A 15903-nucleotide genomic window follows, 5' to 3' on the forward strand; every position below is an offset into this window, starting at 1 on the left:
CGGTCGGCTCAGGCCTTTCTGTCCCGGGTGGCCCGGTCCAACGCCCGGTCCAGGACGACCAGCAGAGCGTCCCGCACCGAGAGCCGGTCCCGGGCGTCGAACTGCACCAGGGGAATATGATCGCCGATGGCGAGCGCCCACCGGATCTCGCCCAGCTCCAGGGCCAGTCGCCCGTCGAACGCGTTGACCCCGACCACGAACGGCAACCCGGCCCGCTCGAAGAAGTCGATCGCCGGGAAACAGTCGTCCAGCCGGGAGCTGTCGACCACCACCAGCGCGCCGAGCGCACCCCGGGCCAGGTCGTCCCACATGAAACCGAACCGCGCCTGCCCGGGAGTGCCGAACAGGTAGAGCTTCAGGCTGCGGTCGATGGTCACGCAACCAAAATCCATCGCCACCGTCGTGGTGGTCTTGGTCGACCGTACGCCCGGGTCGTCCACGCCGATACCGGCGGTGGTCATCTCGGCCTCGGTGGTCAGCGGCGCGATCTCGGAGATCGCCCCGACCGTGGTGGTCTTGCCCACGCCGAACCCGCCGGCGACGAGAATCTTGACCGGTACGGGTGGTGCCGCGGGTGGTCGGTTGGTCGGCCCGGCGCCGGCCGGTGGCCGGTACGGCGGTGGCGGCCCGGTCGGCGGCGGCGCGGCACGCCCGAGCGCTCCTGGAGTCCCCGGGGCCGTGCTGTAGCGGGTGGTGGCGCTGTTGCCGGCGAGCCCTCCGATCGGGACGCCCGGCCATTCAGGAGATTGCACGAAGTCCATCAATCACTCGCAGGATGAGGTCGGGGTCGAAGGCGTCGTTGGCGTCGGTGACGTGCACGTCCAGGTGCCCGGCGGCCCGCAGGTCACCGACCAGGACCCGGGTCACGCCGAACTGCAGCCGGGTCCGGGCGGAGAGTTCGGCCACCGAGATCGGCTCGGCGCAGAGCGCGATGATCGCCTGGAGCTCCGGTGCCAGCAGGCCGACCGGTGGGTCGGTCCACCGGCCGCCGTCCGGCCGCAGGGTCACCTGCGTCTCCAGCCCGATCGCCGGATCCGCGCCGGTCACCCGCCCGGAGGTGAGCACGAACGGCCGCGGACCTGTCGGGCCGCCACCGCTTCCCTGCGACTCCGGCGCCGCCGGAGCGCCACCCCCACCCGGGTGCGGCGTGCGCAGGTAGGGGCGGATCCGGGTCCCGGGCTCCGGGTCCGGATCCTCGCCGGCAACGTCGGGGGTCACTGTTGGGCGGCGTTCTTCAGCTCGACGATCAGTCGCGGGGTCAGCGCACCACCGGCCCGACCGGCGAAGAGCGTCATCTCGTACGCGACGGTGCCCAGGTTCGCCGACCGGTCGGCGACGACGCCGAGTACGGAACCACTGCTGATCGCGCTGATCAGCAGGTAGCCGTCGGCCATGTCGACGATCACCCGGTTCAGGCCGCCGAGCGCGTACCAGCTGGCCGCGCCGCCGGCGAGGCTGGTCATGCCGGAGACCACGGCGGCCAGCCGCTCCGCGTTGGAGCGGTCCTTGATCGCCGACATGGCCATCAGCAGCCCGTCCGAGGAGACCGCGATCGCCTCCAGCACCCCGGCCGTGCTGGAGGTGAAGGAGTCCAGCAGCCAGTTGAACGTGCGCGCCTCGGGACTGAGGTCCCCGACGGCGCCGGGCTGGCTCTGGTGTTCGACGTTGTCGTGCAGGAAGGGGCTGGTCACCGTGATGATCCTTCTTCGTTCCGACGGTCTGGGCTGACTTCGCGCAGAGCACGGGCGACGCCCGCCTCGAACTCGGTGATGCGGTCGCGTACCTCGGCCGGGTCCCCGAGGTGCTGGCTGGGCGGCTGGCAGGGTGGGGAGACCGTGAGGTTAGCGCCGGGCACGCGGCGGCTCAGTCGGGGACGGCCCCGGGCGGGTCCGGCGGTGTCCGCCACCGTGGGGCCGAGGCCGCCCGGGGTGGCGGGCAGGTCGACGGTTTCGCCCGGATCCTCCAGTGTGGGGCCGGCGCTGGTGGCCGACTCGGTGGCCGTCCGCATCGACCACTGCCCGACGGGGCGGCCGGCGGCCGGCGGGACGCTCAGCTCGGCCCGGCGTACGCCGGACTGGAACGCCTCGACCAGTGCGCGAGCCGCGTCCGGGTCGGCGCCGGTGGCGTCGACGGGCCGGGCCGGCGCGGCGGTGGCCGGGAGGCTGGCACCGGGCACCCGCTGCCGGACCCGGAGGCCGGCGGTCGCACCCGCCGCCGTCGCCGGGCTGTTCGTGGCGGCGGCTGGACCCTGTGCCGTAGCGGCGGGAACGCCGGTGTCGAGGGGTTCCCGAGCGCCGAACGCGTCCCAGGACTGGCCCGACTCCAGGCTGCGAGTGGCCCGGCTGAGCAGGTCCGTGTCGAATCCGGCCGGCGCCGCGACGGCGGCGCGGGAGCGGGTTTCGCGGGCGGAGTCGAGAGCCGGCCGTCGGCCCCGGTCCGGTACGGCCGCCCGGGCGACCGTCGCCCCGGCCCGGTCGGCGCGGCGCAGCACCAGCGACGTCTGCGGGATCTCCACCTGCGCGGTCACCCCGCCGCCCGCGGTGGCGGCGAGGCTCACCTCCCAGCCGTGGCGGCGGGCCAGCCGGCCCACCACGAAGAGGCCGAGCACCTCGGTCGGCGCCAGGTCGAGACGTTCGCGCCGGGTGAGCCGGGCGTTCTCCTCGGCCAGTCGCTGCTCGCTCATGCCGATGCCATTGTCCACCACCGTGATCCGGGCGCCCCGCCCGGACGTCTCGCCGGCCACCAGCACCCGGGTGTGCGGCGGGGAGAAGACTGTCGCGTTCTCCATCAGCTCGGCCAGCGCCAGGACGAGGTCACCGACGACCGCCGGAGCGGCGGCGATGCCCGGCGGCACCTGCACCTCGACGCGGGTGTAGTCCTCGATCTCGCCGAGCGCCAGCCGGACCACGTCGGCCAGCGGCACCGGCGCGGTGTGCGCGTCGGCGCCCGCCGAGCCGGAGAGCACCACCAGGCTGCCGGCGTTGCGTCGCAGCCGGCTGGAGATGTGGTCGAGCCGGTACAGGTGCTCCAGGCGGCCCGCGTCGGCCTCCTGCTGCTCCAGCCGGTCGATCAGCGCGAGCTGGCGGCTCACCAGATTCTGCGTACGCCGACCGACGTGGCCGAACATCTGCGCCACGTTGCGCCGGCCGGCGACCTGCCGCTCGACCAGCTGGGCAGCGGTGTTCTGCACCCGGTCGAAGGCCCTGGCCAGGTCACCGATCTCGTCGTTGGACCGGATGACCACCGGCTCCAACCGGACGGACTGGACGTGCTCCGTCTCGTCGTCGGTGACCCGGACCAGCTCCGCCTCGGCGACCCGGGCGACCCGGTCGGCGGAGCGGGTGAGCTGGCTCAGCGGTCGGGCCACCGTGCGCGCGACCGCCGCGCTGAGCAGCACCACCAGCGCCAGGATCAGCGCCGCTGCGGCACCCACCAGGTACGCGGCGGTCAGCGCCCGCCGCTGGTCGGCCTTCACCTCGGCGAGAACGTCGGCGACGAGCTTCTTCTCGACGAACTGGCCGAGCCGGATCATCGTGCGGACGGCCGGGAAGAGCGCTTCCATCGGCACGTCGCGGACCGCGCCGGCCGGGTCCCGGGCGCTGGTGATGAGGAAGTCGGGGCTGGTACGCGCGGCCACCGCGGCGTCGTTGAGCTGGGCCACCTTGAGCTGCTCGGGCGTGATCAGGCTGCGGAAGCGCGCGTTGTCGACCTCAAGTGCGGCGATGCACGCCACGTAGCCGGCGGTGGTGTCCGGAGTGCCGATCGCCTTGACCAGGATGCTCAGGGTGGCGCAGGTGCCGATGCCCTCGTCGGCCCGGAGCAGCCCGTCCAGGGCGAGCACCTGGCGGCCGGGCAACGTCTCGGTGTCCACGCTGAAGACCAGCCGCAGCGACTCGATCAACTCTCTGTTGACGGGGCCGAACGCGTCCATGACCTGGCCGGGGTTCGCGGATCGAGCCAGCACCGCCCTGCGTAGGTCGACGAGCCTGGACACCCCGTTGAGCGCGTGGTCGACCTGCTCGGTCAGCGCGTCGCCGCCGTCGGCACGCAGGTCGGCCACCCGATCGTCCACGTCGGCGGCCTTGCGGATCACCTCGGAGCGGTCGACCCGGCGCAGGAGGAAGCCGACCGACAGGATGCGTTCCTGTTGCAGGTCCTGGACGAGGCTGCCGACCCGGCTGGCGAGCCGTACCCGCTCGGTGATGTCGGCGGCGCGTTGCGCGGCGGCCACCCGGTCCAGCACCACGGGCACCGCGAGGCCGACCATGCTGAGCAGGGGGATCACCACGAGCAGCGCGAGCTTTCCGCGGATCCGAAGCCTACCGAGAAGCATCGAACGGCCCCCACTGCGCGAGGATCGGCTCGTGGGCCGCGCCGACCGGTTGCAGCGGTCGGGGCTCGGCCGGTTGGCCGGTCGGGGCTGGTGGTTGCCAGGGGTCGCCGGGCGGCGGGGCGGCCGGGGTGCCGGCGTCCGACGTGGCGGCCCGCCGACGTGCGCGTCGACCGGCGGCGATCAGCATCTGAGCGAGCCAGGCCAACAGCAGGAAGGCTGCCACGCCCGCCCCGGCGGCCAGCCAGCGGTCCCGGGCCAGCCCGTCGATCCGCTCGGTGAGCAGGGCGTCCAGCTCGCCGAGGATGACCGGCTGGAGCTGGCGCGCGGCGTTGCGGGAGTTGAGTGCGGCGGCGCTCAGTTGGCCCTGGTCGATGGTGCCGGCGGCGCTCGGGGTCGAGTAGAGGGCCAGCGCCTCCACCGACCGCTGATAGGCGTCCAACGGGGTCAGCACGTTGGCGCCCAGGTCGGTGCTCTCCGAGCTGTCCACGGCGGAGCGCAGGTTGTCGACCACGGCTCCCGCCGGCGACAGGGCGGACACCCGCATGCCGGTCAGCTCCATGAGGCCGCGGGTCCGTTCGGCGGCCGGCCGTCGGGCGGCGAGAGCGCCCAGGTCGGCGAGCCGGCCGGCGGCCACCACCGCCTCGGGCAGCTCCTCGAAGGCGCTGTCCTGCAGGAAGAACGAGTCGGCGTCCGGGTCACGACCCAGTCCCGAGCTTTCCCGGACCTTACGGTGCAGGGCGAGCAGCAGGTCGGTGACCTCGCTGTACGCGAGGTAGGCGGCCTGCGGGTCGGCGGGGCTGCGGTCGCGCAACGCCTCCACCTTGGCCCGTAGCCCGGCCCACCGTTCCTGGCTGCGTAGTTGCCCACCGATGCGGGCGTCCACCGTGGCGGCCTGCTCGACCGCGCGGCTCAGCGGCTCGCCGGGGACGGGGCGTCCGGCGACGGCCGCGGACTGGGCTTCCACCAGCGCCTCGGTGACCGGGGCCAGGGCGCGCAGGTACTGCACGCCGAGTCGTTCGGAGTCGGCGAGGCTCCGATCGTCGCCGGTCTGCCGCCAGGTGGATGCGAACAGCAGCCCCACCGGCGCCAGCAGCGCGACGATGAGCAGCAGCGGCAACGACCGGCCCAGCATGGACGTCCGTCGACGGGCCCGCGGCGCGGGGACTGTCATGGTGTGTCTCCTCCGGCGTCGGGCGGGGGAACAGCGCGGCGTCGGGCTCGCCGACAAGTCCCGTCCACCGGACCGGAAAACTAACCGAACCCGGTGGGGGCCAACCGGTTGCCGGTGAGTCAGGTTTGCGTCAGTTCGAGCGATGTCACCGATCGTCAGGGTTCCGGGCACACTGTGTCCCGTCGATGCGTGTGACATGAAGGGATCGAGGGGGATATCCGCGGAAGATCGGAATTCACAGGATCCGAACTCAACTCACCCGGCCGCGCCGGAGCATGCGCGGTCGCACCGATTTGGATCACCGATCGGAGCAACCGGACGGACGTACGGCGGATCTCAGCCAACGCTCAGCCTGCGGCCCGTACCGTGTGCCGCATGAGACCGCCCTCGCCGGCCGCGTGGTTCCGGCGTGCCCTGCCCACCCGCCGCCGCGCGATCGCCGCCGCGTCGGTCGTCGTGCTGCTGGCGGCCGCCGTGACCTGGGCGGTGTGGCCACAGGGATCGGGCGTACGCACCGAGAGCGCGATGCTCACCGTCCGCTCCGGGCCCTCCGGCGACCAGCCGGTGAACCTGGACACGACCCTCTACCTGCCGGACGACGCCTCGTCCGGCCGGAAGGTGCCGGCGGTGCTGCTGGCGCACGGGTTCGGCGGTACGAAGGAGTCGGTGCGCTCGGACGCGGAGGAGTTCGCCGGGCGCGGCTACGCGGTGCTGACCTGGACGGCGCGGGGCTTCGGCCGCAGCGGCGGCGAGATCCACCTGGACAACCCGGACTACGAGGTGCGCGACGCCCAGCGGCTGCTGGACTGGCTGGCCGCCCGGCCCGAGGTGCGCACCGACGCCCCCGGCGATCCGAAGGTCGGCGTGGTCGGCGGCTCGTACGGCGGTGGGTTGGCGCTGCTGCTGGCCGCCCAGGACCGTCGGGTCGACGCGATCGTCCCCATGATCACCTGGAACGACCTGTCCCGGGCGTTCCTGCCGGAGAGCACCGGTGCGGCACCGACCGAGGGCGTGTTCAAGAAGGGCTGGGCGGGTCTCTTCTTCGGTGGGGGCGGCAACGTGGGCTCCGGCCCGGCCGGGCTCTCCGGTACGACAGCCGCCCAGCCGCAGGGGGCGCCGGCGTCGGCCGGCCCGCCCAGCCCGGGGCCGGGCGAGGGCCCGGGCACCGCTCCCGGTGGCGCCCCGGCCGGCGCCGCCGACCCGTCCTGCGGACGATTCGCCGCCGACGTGTGCGCCGCGTATCTGCGGATCGCCACCGCCGGCCGCGCCGACCCGGCCGCCGTGGACCTGCTGCGCCGCTCCAGCCCGGCGGGCGTGCTGGACCGGATCAAGGCCCCCACCCTGCTGGTGCAGGGTGAGGCGGACACCCTCTTCCCGCTCGGTGAGGCGGACGCGAACGCCAAGGGCATCGCCGCCGCCGGCACCCCGGTCCGGGTCGCCTGGTTCACCGGCGGTCACGACGGTGGCAGTGGACCCCGCTCGGACGAAGACCGGGTGAAGTTCCTGACCGTCCAGTGGCTCGACCACTACGTCAAGGGCGAGGGGGACGCGCCCGGCGACGACTTCACCTGGTCGCGGATCGCCGGCTTCGACGCGCTCGATCGGGGCCTGGTCGCCACCGGTTTCCGCCGCGCCGACTATCCGGGCCTGACCGGTAACGCCCGCCGGGAGGTGCCGGTCGCCGGTCCGGCGCAGCCGATCGCGAACCCGCCGAACGGCAACCCGGCCGCCATCTCCTCGATTCCTTTCGCCGGTGGCCTCACCTCGCTGCTGGACGGGGTGGCCGGCGACGTGCCCGGCCAGCACGCGCGCTTCGAGTCGGCGCCGTTGACCGGGGCGGTGGACGTGGCGGGCGCACCCACCGTCACCGTGCGGGCCGCCTCGCCGACCGGGGAGGCGGTGCTCTTCGTCAAGCTCTACGACGTCGACAAGGACGGCGCGGCGACTCTGCCGAACGGGCTGGTCGCCCCGGTCCGGCTCACCGGCCTGCCGCAGCGGGTGCAGGACGCCCGCCCGGTCACCGTGACGCTGCCGGGGATCGTCCGCCGGATCGAGGCCGGACACCGGCTGCGACTGGTGGTGGCCAGCTCCGACCAGGCGTACACCACGCCGGCCGAGCCCACCGTCTACACGGTGGCGGCGGACGGCGCGGTCAGCCTGCCCACCGTCGACGGTGAGCCGATCCCCACCGCGGCGACGATCTGGCGCTGGGTGCTCGCCGGCCTGCTCGCCGCCATCGTGATCGGGCTCGTCGTGGTCGTGGCCGTGGTCCGCCGCCGGCACCGCCGCCAGGACCGCTCGGTGAATCCGGAGTACGCGGACACCCCGCTGGCCGTGCGCGCGCTGCGCAAGGAGTACGCGGACGGCTTCGTCGCGGTGTCGAACGTGGACTTCGAGGTGCACCCGGGGCAGGTGGTGGGCCTGCTCGGGCCGAACGGGGCCGGCAAGACCACCACCCTGCGGGTGCTGATGGGGCTGACCCAGCCGACGGCGGGGGAGATCTACGTCTTCGGCCGGCGGCTGGTGCCCGGCTCGCCGGTGCTGTCCCGGATCGGCGCGCTGGTGGAGGGGCCGGGCTTCCTGCCGCACCTGTCGGGTCTGGACAACCTGAGGGCGTACTGGAAGGCCACCGGGCGGCCGTGGGAGGACGCGCGGTTCGACGCGGCGCTGGAGATCGCCGGGCTGGGCGACTCGGTGCACCGCAAGATCAAGAATTACAGCCACGGCATGCGCCAGCGGCTCGCCATCGCCCAGGCGATGCTCGGCCTCCCCGAACTGCTGGTGCTGGACGAGCCGACCGACGGGCTCGACCCGCCGCAGATCGCCGAGATGCGCCGGGTCCTGCAGCGGTACGCCACCGACGGTCGGGCGGTGCTGGTCTCCAGCCACCTGCTGGCCGAGGTGGAGCAGACCTGCACGCACGCCGTGGTGGTGAACAAGGGCCGGATCGTGGCGTCCGGGCCGGTGCAGGAGATCGTGGGCGAGTCGCCGAGCGTGCTGTTCGACGTCACCGATCCGGTGGCGGCGCGGGCGGTGCTGGACCGGCTGCACGGCGTACGGGTGCTGCCCGAGAGCGACGGGCAGTTGGTGGTCGACACCAACGGCACGGCCCGCAGCGAGGTGGTGGCGGAGCTGGTGCGCGCCGGCATCGGGGTGAACCGGGTGGTGCCCCGCCGACGCCTGGAGGACGCGTTCCTCGCCCTGGTGGGCGAGAACTCTCGGGGAAGCGGTGACCGGTGATGGCTGGATCTTCCGTCGAGGCGCCGGTGGGCGTCACCGACCCGGCCGGTGCGGCCCAGGGCTACCGCCCTTCGGCCACCATGCCCTTCGCGGCGGAGTTCCGCCGGCAGGCGTCCCGGCGGCGGACCCAGCTGGCGCTCGGGTTCATGGTGCTGCTGCCGCTGATCATCCTGGTCGCCTTCCAGTTCAACTCCGGCGACGACGACAACGGCAACAACGAGTTCGCCAGCCTGGTCGACCTGGCCACCTCCGGCGGGCTCAACTTCACCCTCTTCTCGATCTTCGTGTCGGCGTCGTTCCTGCTGGTCGTGGTCGTCGCGCTGTTCTGCGGCGACACGGTTGCCAGCGAGGCAAGCTGGGGCAGCCTGCGCTACCTGCTGGCCATCCCGGTGCCCCGGGCCCGGCTGTTGACGGTGAAGCTGGTGGTCGCGCTCGCCTACTCGGGGCTGGCCCTGCTGCTGCTGGCCGGCACCGCCCTGGTCGCCGGCACACTGCGCTACGGCTGGTCGCCGCTGCGCAGCACGGTCGCCGCCGAGCTGGAGCCGACCGAGGGGCTGCTCCGGCTGCTGGCCGTGCTCGGCTACCTGGCGGTCGTACTCCTGGTGGTGGCCGGCCTGGCGTTCCTGCTGTCGGTGACGACGGACGCCGCGCTCGGCGCGGTCGGCGGAGCGGTCCTGCTCTGGATCCTGTCCAGCATCCTGGACCAGATCACCGCCCTGGGGGGTCTGCGCGACTTCCTGCCCACCCACTTCAGCACCGCCTGGCTGGGGCTGCTGTCCACACCGGTGCAGACCGACGACGTGGTACGCGGCTGCATCTCCGCGATCAGCTACGCGACGCTGTTCTGGGGGTTGGCGTTCTGGCGGTTCACCCGCAAGGACATCACGTCGTAGCCTGCCGCCAGGCGCTCACGCCGATCCGGCCGGTGTTGCCCACATCGACCGGGCCGTGCGGGTCGACCTCCTCGGCCGGCTGACCGGCGGCGGGCGCAACCGTCAGGTACGCCCCGGCGGTGGCCACCACTGTCGAATCGGTGACCAGGTTGCGCCAGAGGACGGTGGCGACGGCCCGCTCGCCCTTGTGCAGCGTGACCGGCTGCGGCGGCTGGTCGAAGCCCGAGGTGATCTCCTTCGCGCCGTTCACCACCCGCAGGATGATCGGCTTGCGCTGCTCGTTCAGGACCCACACCACCGGGTACCCGTTGAGCTGGTAGGGGCGGTCGCCGCAGCTGACCAGCTCCAGGCCGAGGGCGCGCAGGCCCATCGCCGCGTCCCCTCCGGTGGACCGGATCCGAACGCCGGAGGCCGGGCACTCGGCGGCCGGGTCGCCGCTCGCCGACGAGGTCGTGCCGGGCGTGGCCGGTGGGTCACCGCCCTGGCCCCGATGGTCGCCGGGTGTGCAGGCGGCGAGCAGAAAGGCTGCCGCGACCGCCGCGCTGGCCCGTCGCCGTGCTGCCGTGCCGAGGGAGATCATCCGCCGATCCTCGCCCACGCGGGCGTCCCGCCGCCGGCCGGCCCCGCGCTCGCCTGGGCCGGTTCTCGTGTCGACCCGCCGGCCTACCGCGTCACGGGAGACCGGTGATCCACTCCACTCCGCCGACCTGGCGGCATCCCGCGACGTGGAAACCCCCAGGTCGGCGATATGGAGTGGATGATCACCCTGCGCGCCAGCCACGGTCATGAGACGTGCCACCGACGATGCGTTCCTCTTCGCCGATGGTCTTACGCCCCACGCCCCACACCTGGGGCAGCTCGACAGGCACTACCGGCACCCCGACCGGCGCTACGAGCAGCTCGACAGGCTGTACGGCCACCTCGGCCGGCGGCACGTTCTGGGCGGGAGCGCTCCCATTGCAGCGATATATTCCGACCGGGGATTTTCCCACCAGCAAGGAAGTTATTAACCTCGATACATTCTTGGCCCACCATTGAAGAGATCTGTTCCCTTCGATGGAGGTCTCCATGAACGTCTCTCGGCTCGGCGGGCCGACCCTGTCCCTGTTCCGCATCGTGACCGGCCTGCTGTTCATGCTGCACGGCCTGTCCTCGGTCTTCGGGTTGTTCGGCGGCAATCCGATGACCGGCGCGGCCATACCGTTCGGCTCCTGGCCGGGCTGGTGGGCCGCGCTGATCCAACTGATCTGCGGCGCGCTGGTGCTGGCCGGGCTCTTCACCCGGCCCGCCGCGCTCCTCGCCTCCGGCTCGATGGCGTACGCCTATTTCGTGGTCCATCAGCCCGAAGGCCTGCTTCCGCTGCGCAACGGCGGTGAGCTGTCGGCGCTCTTCTGCTGGTCGTTCCTGCTGGTCGCGGCACTCGGCTCGGGCCCCTGGGCGCTCGACGCGCTGTTCGCCCGGCGTCGCGCCGATGCTCCATCGGCCCCGGTGACCGACCCCAGCCCGGTTTCCGCCTGACCGCACCCGTACCCGCGCGTCGCCGGAGCCTCGACACGGCGGCTCCGGCGACGCGCCCGGTCGTCGGCGGTGGCGGTGGCCGCCCGCTGACCCACTCCCTGGGATACCCGGTGGAGGCGACAGGCAACGCTGCCTAGACTCGACGGCACAACTGCATACCTCATCCAGAGGGGCTGAGGGATACGGCCCGACGACGCCCCGGCAACCACCCCGCGCGCTCACCGCTGAGCGACCCGCGGGGCAGGTGCCAATTCCGTCCCCGCCGCACCGTGCGGTGCGGGGAAAGATGAGAGGACTCTCGACATGACGTCGACGCTCGCCGCCTCCGGCATCGACACCTCCGCCAGCCCCGCCCGCGCCCTGGTCTGCCGCGCCTGTTCGGCCCGTTACCCGCTCGCCGCCCAGCACGCCTGCTACGAGTGTTTCGGCCCCCTCGAAGTGGACTACGACACCGCGGCCCTGGCCACGGTCACCCGGGAGCAGATCGAGGCGGGCCCGAAGAACATCTGGCGGTACGCCGCGCTGCTGCCCGCCGGCCAGGACCCGGCCACCCGGGTCACCCTCGACCCGGGGCTGACCCCGCTGGTGGCGGCCCCGCACCTCGCCGCCGAGCTGGGCATCACGGCGCCGCTGTGGGTCAAGGACGACAGCGCCAACCCGACCCACTCGTTCAAGGACCGGGTCGTCTCGGTGGCGCTGACCGCCGCGAAGGCACTCGGCTTCACCCGGTTCGCCTGCGCGTCCACCGGCAACCTGGCCAACTCGGTGGCCGCGCACGCCGCCCGCGCCGGTGTGCCCTCGGTGGTCTTCATCCCCAGCGACCTGGAGCAGGGCAAGGTCATCACCACCGCCGTCTACGGTGGCGAGCTGGTCGCCATCGACGGCTCGTACGACGACGTCAACCGGCTCTGCGGTGAACTGGTGGAGACCGACGAATTCGAGGACACGGCGTTCGTCAACGTGAACGTCCGGCCGTACTACGCGGAGGGCTCCAAGACCCTCGGTTACGAGGTGGCCGAGCAGCTCGGCTGGCGTATCCCGGCCCAGGTGGTCATCCCGATGGCCAGCGGTGAGCTGCTCACCAAGATTGACAAGGCGTTCTCCGAGCTGGTCGAGATCGGCCTGGTCGAGGCGCCGGCCGGCGGTTGGAAGGTCTTCGGCGCCCAGTCGGCCGGCTGCAACCCGATCGCCGCCGCGCTGCACGCCGACACGGACACGATCACCCCGGTCAAGCCCACCGGCATCGCCAAGTCGCTCAACATCGGCGACCCGGCCGCTGGCCTCTACGCCCTGGAGGCGGTCCGGCGCACCGGCGGTTGGATGGAGTACGCCGACGACGACGAGATCCGCGCCGGCATCCGCGACCTGGCCCGTACCACCGGTGTCTTCGCCGAGACGGCGGGCGGGGTGACCGCGGCGGTGCTGCGCAAGCTGGTCGAGTCCGGGCGGCTCGACCCCACGGCGGAGACGGTCGTGTTCAACACCGGCGAGGGCCTGAAGACCATCGACGCGGTGGCGAGTCAGGTCGGCCCGACCCACCACATCAAGCCCAGCCTCCGCGCCGCCCGCGACGCCGGCCTCCTCGGCTGACCCTCGGGCCGCCGGGGGAGACCTGCCCGTAACTGGGCTTTCGCTGTGAGTATGGAAAACCCGCCGGTCTGGACTTGACGGCAGGAACCGGACGGCGCAAAATGCTCCGTGCGGGAGGGCATTTCGCCGGAGACTTTTTAAGTTCTTGCGACCCAACGCCGGAGGCGTTGTGCGAGTGTCCCTCCCGACCACGTCCGATGGGGCCAGCGAATAATTCGCTGGCCCCATCGCTTTTGCGACTGTCAGGCTCCACGGCATGAGCATCACGATCACGTCGTTCGACGGCGCCGACCGGGCCGCGGTCGACGAGGCGTACCGGGTCGGCATGGCGGCCAACGAGGTCGACCTTCCGGACTTCCCGCCCTTCTGCCGGCGTCGCTTCGACGCGCTGTTCCACACGCCGACACCCGGCACCCGATCGCTCTGGGCACTGGCCCGGCTGGACGGGGTGCCGGCCGGTTACCTCCAGCTCGACCTGCCGCAGCTCGACAACACCGACAACGCCACCGCCGAGCTGACGGTGCTTCCCGAGCTGCGGCGGCGCGGCGTCGGCCGGGCGCTGCACGAGTACGGGGTGCGCCTGCTGCGGGAGCACGGCCGCAAGCGGGTGGTCGCGATGACCGTCCGCGCGCTGCCGGGCGGTGCGGCCCGTTCCGGCGCGGGCGACGCGTTCGCCGCCTCGACCGGCGCGCAGTCCGCCCTGGCCGAGGTGCGTCGCCGGCTGGAGATCGCCGACATCGACCGGGTCGCCCTGCGGGCGGCGCTCGCCGAGGCCAAGCCGCGGGCCGAGGGCTACCGGTCGGTTTGCTGGCAGGGCACCACGCCGCAGGAGTACGTGGCGGACGTCGCCTACCTGGACAGCCGGCTGTTGATGGATGCGCCCATGGGCGACGTGCAGTGGGAACCGGAGCAGGTGGACGCCGAGCGCATCCGGGGCAACGAGCGCGCGTTGGACGCCCGGGGCCGGCGGCGCTACCACCTCGGGATGCGGCACGAAGCGTCCGGTCGACTGGTCGCCTGGACACTGCTCGACGTGGGCGCCTCCGCCGACTGGCACGCCTTCCAGCAGATCACCATCGTCGACCCGGCCCACCGTGGGCATCGCCTGGGCCTGATCGCCAAGGCGGAGAACCTGCACCACCTGCTCACCCACGAGCCGGCGGTACGCGTCATCGACACCTGGAACGCCGCCAGCAACAGCTACATGGTGGCGATCAACGAGCAGCTCGGCTTCCGCCCGGTGGACGCCTGGAACAACTGGCAGCTCACCCTCTGACGGGTATCGGCGCTACTGCTCGCGGACCGGACTCAGGCATGATGGCTGGCATGACGGAGACCCCGCATCCCCTGTACGACAGGCACGCCGACACCCTCAACCGTGCGCTGACCGCGATCACGGAGCGGGGCTACTGGTCCGCCTATCCCGAGTCCCCCAGCCCTCGCGTGTACGGCGAGACCGCCGCCGCCGACGGCAAGGCCGCCTATGAGGCGTACCTCGGTGGTGATTTTCCGCTCGACCAGCCGGGCACCGGCGAGCGGATCGCCACCGAGACGAGCCCGTTCGGTGTCGAGCTGGCGGTGCGTTACCCGCACGCCGGCACCGACGAGCTGATCGCCGCCGCCTCCGCCGCGCTGCCGGCCTGGCGCGACGCCGGCGCGCAGGCCCGCGTGGGCGTCTGCCTGGAGATCCTGGACCGGCTGCACAAGCACATCTTCGAGCTGGCGAACGCGGTGCAGTTCACCAGCGGGCAGGCGTTCGTGATGGCCTTCCAGGCCGGCGGCGCGCACGCGCTGGACCGGGCCCTGGAGGCGCTGGCGTACGCGTACGCCGAGATGACCCGGCACCCCGGCACGGCCGGCTGGGAGAAGGCCGCCGGTAAGGGTGACCCGCTGCGGATGACCAAGACCTTCCACGTGGTCCCGCGTGGGGTGGCGCTGGTGATCGGCTGCAACACCTTCCCGACCTGGAACTCGTACCCTGGGCTGTTCGCCTCGCTGGTCACCGGCAACCCGGTGATCGTGAAGCCGCACCCGCGCGCGGTGCTGCCCCTGGCCGTCACGGTGAAGTACGCCCGGGAGGTGCTCGCCGAGGCCGGCTTCGACCCGAACCTGATCCTGCTGGCGGCCGAGGCACCCGGTGAGAAGCTCGCCAGCGACCTGGCCCTGCACCGGTCCGTCAAGATCGTCGACTTCACCGGCTCCACGGAGTACGGCGACTGGCTGGAGACGTACGCCCGGCAGGCGTCGGTCTACACCGAGAAGGCCGGGCTGAACACGGTGGTCATCGACTCCACCGACGACTTCGCCGGCATGTGCCGCAACCTCGGCTTCACGCTGACCCTCTACAGCGGGCAGATGTGCACCACCTCGCAGAACATCCTCATCCCCGCCGGTGGCATCGAGACCGACCAGGGCCACAAGAGCTTCGACGAGGTGGCCGGCGGTATCGCCGCGGCGGTTGGCAAGCTGACCGCCGACCCGGCCCGGGGCGTCGAGCTGACCGGCGCCATCGTCAACGACGGGGTGCTGGAGCGGCTGGCCGAGGTCACCAAGGTGGGTGAGCCGGTGCTGGAGTCACGGGCCGTGGCCCACCCGGCGTACGCCGACGCGGTGGTGCGTACTCCGACGATCGTGAAGCTGCGCGCGGACGACGCCGAGACGTACGGCCGGGAGTGGTTCGGGCCGATCTCGTTCGCCATCGCCACCGACTCCACCGCCCACAGCCTGGAACTGCTGCGTCGGACGGTCGGGGAGAAGGGCGCGCTGACCGCCGGGGTCTACTCCACCGACGAGGCGGTGCTGGACGCCACCGAGGCGGTGGCGGTCGAGGTCGGGGTGCACCTGTCCTGCAACCTCACCGGCGGGGTCTTCGTCAACCAGTCGGCGGCGTTCTCCGACTTCCACGGCAGTGGGGCGAACGCGGCGGCCAACTCGGCGCTGACCGACGGGGCGTACGTGGCCAACCGGTTCCGGATCGTGCAGTCGCGGCGGCACGTCTGATCTTTGGTTGCGGTTGGGGTTTCCGGGGCAGCCCGCCCCGCTCCGGGCGGTCAGGCTTGATCCCTGCGCGGGGCGGGCTGCCCCGGAAACCCTCACGTGGGTACGGCTGTCGTTTAAGCGTCCGGCTTTAGGGACATCTCCGTGGTCTTGCCCTGGGA

Annotated in this window: 12 protein-coding genes and 1 riboswitch; of the genes, 6 read left to right on the forward strand and 6 right to left on the reverse strand. The window is 72.5% G+C overall.

Translation table 11 applies throughout. The features are described 5' to 3' along the window. Positions 1-8: 8 nt before the first annotated feature. From OG505_RS29320 to OG505_RS29340, 5 genes are read right to left on the reverse strand one after another with little or no spacing between them, the layout of a single operon-like run. On the reverse strand, positions 9-761 hold the full coding sequence (locus OG505_RS29320; protein WP_405429260.1) for a GTP-binding protein: 753 nt from the start codon (positions 759-761) through the stop codon (positions 9-11). Beyond that, complete coding sequence (locus OG505_RS29325) at positions 739-1218, reverse strand: DUF742 domain-containing protein (RefSeq protein ID WP_405429261.1); 480 nt, start codon at positions 1216-1218, stop codon at positions 739-741. Before OG505_RS29325 ends, OG505_RS29320 begins: the two co-directional genes overlap by 23 nt. Then, positions 1215-1691 carry a roadblock/LC7 domain-containing protein gene (locus tag OG505_RS29330; protein WP_405429262.1) on the reverse strand — a complete coding sequence of 159 codons (477 nt, stop codon included), beginning with the start codon at positions 1689-1691 and terminating at the stop codon, positions 1215-1217. Before OG505_RS29330 ends, OG505_RS29325 begins: the two co-directional genes overlap by 4 nt. Beyond that, on the reverse strand, positions 1688-4333 hold the full coding sequence (locus OG505_RS29335; protein ID WP_405429263.1) for a nitrate- and nitrite sensing domain-containing protein: 2646 nt from the start codon (positions 4331-4333) through the stop codon (positions 1688-1690). Before OG505_RS29335 ends, OG505_RS29330 begins: the two co-directional genes overlap by 4 nt. Further along, on the reverse strand, positions 4320-5504 hold the full coding sequence (locus tag OG505_RS29340) for a hypothetical protein (protein WP_405429264.1): 1185 nt from the start codon (positions 5502-5504) through the stop codon (positions 4320-4322). Before OG505_RS29340 ends, OG505_RS29335 begins: the two co-directional genes overlap by 14 nt. 375 nt (positions 5505-5879) lie before the next feature. On the opposite strand from OG505_RS29340, the gene OG505_RS29345 reads away from it, so the two are divergent. Further along, the gene (locus OG505_RS29345; protein WP_405429265.1) at positions 5880-8744 is read left to right on the forward strand and encodes an alpha/beta fold hydrolase; all 2865 of its coding nucleotides are present in this window, start codon (positions 5880-5882) and stop codon (positions 8742-8744) included. Next, entirely contained in the window at positions 8744-9637 is an 894-nt protein-coding gene (locus tag OG505_RS29350) for an ABC transporter permease (RefSeq protein ID WP_405429266.1), read from the forward strand. The genes OG505_RS29345 and OG505_RS29350 overlap by 1 nt, the downstream gene beginning before the upstream one ends. On the opposite strand, the gene OG505_RS29355 is transcribed toward OG505_RS29350, so the two are convergent. Beyond that, positions 9627-10217 carry a DUF4232 domain-containing protein gene (locus tag OG505_RS29355; RefSeq protein WP_405429267.1) on the reverse strand — a complete coding sequence of 197 codons (591 nt, stop codon included), beginning with the start codon at positions 10215-10217 and terminating at the stop codon, positions 9627-9629. The two genes, OG505_RS29350 and OG505_RS29355, sit on opposite strands and share 11 nt — an antisense overlap. A gap of 488 nt (positions 10218-10705) precedes the next feature. On the opposite strand from OG505_RS29355, the gene OG505_RS29360 reads away from it, so the two are divergent. The 4 genes from OG505_RS29360 to paaN all read left to right on the forward strand — a co-directional run bounded on the left by OG505_RS29360 (position 10706) and on the right by paaN (position 15745). Then, entirely contained in the window at positions 10706-11155 is a 450-nt protein-coding gene (locus OG505_RS29360; protein ID WP_405429268.1) for a DoxX family protein, read from the forward strand. Positions 11156-11312: 157 nt separating this feature from the next. After that, positions 11313-11448: riboswitch (SAM riboswitch) on the forward strand. Between the two features lie 10 nt (positions 11449-11458). Continuing rightward, positions 11459-12745, forward strand: coding sequence for a threonine synthase (gene thrC / locus OG505_RS29365; protein ID WP_405429269.1), 1287 nt, complete (start codon positions 11459-11461; stop codon positions 12743-12745). A gap of 256 nt (positions 12746-13001) precedes the next feature. Next, positions 13002-14021, forward strand: coding sequence for a GNAT family N-acetyltransferase (locus OG505_RS29370; RefSeq protein ID WP_405429270.1), 1020 nt, complete (start codon positions 13002-13004; stop codon positions 14019-14021). A 50-nt stretch (positions 14022-14071) separates the two neighbouring features. Beyond that, on the forward strand, positions 14072-15745 hold the full coding sequence (gene paaN, locus OG505_RS29375) for a phenylacetic acid degradation protein PaaN (protein WP_405429271.1): 1674 nt from the start codon (positions 14072-14074) through the stop codon (positions 15743-15745). The last annotated feature ends 158 nt before the right edge of the window (positions 15746-15903 follow it).

Source organism: Micromonospora sp. NBC_00617 (assembly GCF_045161355.1).
In the GTDB taxonomy this organism is placed as follows: domain Bacteria; phylum Actinomycetota; class Actinomycetes; order Mycobacteriales; family Micromonosporaceae; genus Micromonospora.

Excerpts from the sequence above, each read along its gene's own strand:
- OG505_RS29320 (WP_405429260.1), bottom strand. The coding sequence starts at position 761 with ATGGACTTCGTGCAATCTCCTGAATGGCCGGGCGTCCCGATCGGAGGG.
- OG505_RS29335 (WP_405429263.1), bottom strand. The coding sequence starts at position 4,333 with ATGCTTCTCGGTAGGCTTCGGATCCGCGGAAAGCTCGCGCTGCTCGTG.
- OG505_RS29340 (WP_405429264.1), bottom strand. The coding sequence starts at position 5,504 with ATGACAGTCCCCGCGCCGCGGGCCCGTCGACGGACGTCCATGCTGGGC.
- OG505_RS29345 (WP_405429265.1), top strand. The coding sequence starts at position 5,880 with ATGAGACCGCCCTCGCCGGCCGCGTGGTTCCGGCGTGCCCTGCCCACC.
- OG505_RS29350 (WP_405429266.1), top strand. The coding sequence starts at position 8,744 with ATGGCTGGATCTTCCGTCGAGGCGCCGGTGGGCGTCACCGACCCGGCC.
- OG505_RS29355 (WP_405429267.1), bottom strand. The coding sequence starts at position 10,217 with ATGATCTCCCTCGGCACGGCAGCACGGCGACGGGCCAGCGCGGCGGTC.
- OG505_RS29360 (WP_405429268.1), top strand. The coding sequence starts at position 10,706 with ATGAACGTCTCTCGGCTCGGCGGGCCGACCCTGTCCCTGTTCCGCATC.
- thrC (WP_405429269.1), top strand. The coding sequence starts at position 11,459 with ATGACGTCGACGCTCGCCGCCTCCGGCATCGACACCTCCGCCAGCCCC.
- OG505_RS29370 (WP_405429270.1), top strand. The coding sequence starts at position 13,002 with ATGAGCATCACGATCACGTCGTTCGACGGCGCCGACCGGGCCGCGGTC.
- paaN (WP_405429271.1), top strand. The coding sequence starts at position 14,072 with ATGACGGAGACCCCGCATCCCCTGTACGACAGGCACGCCGACACCCTC.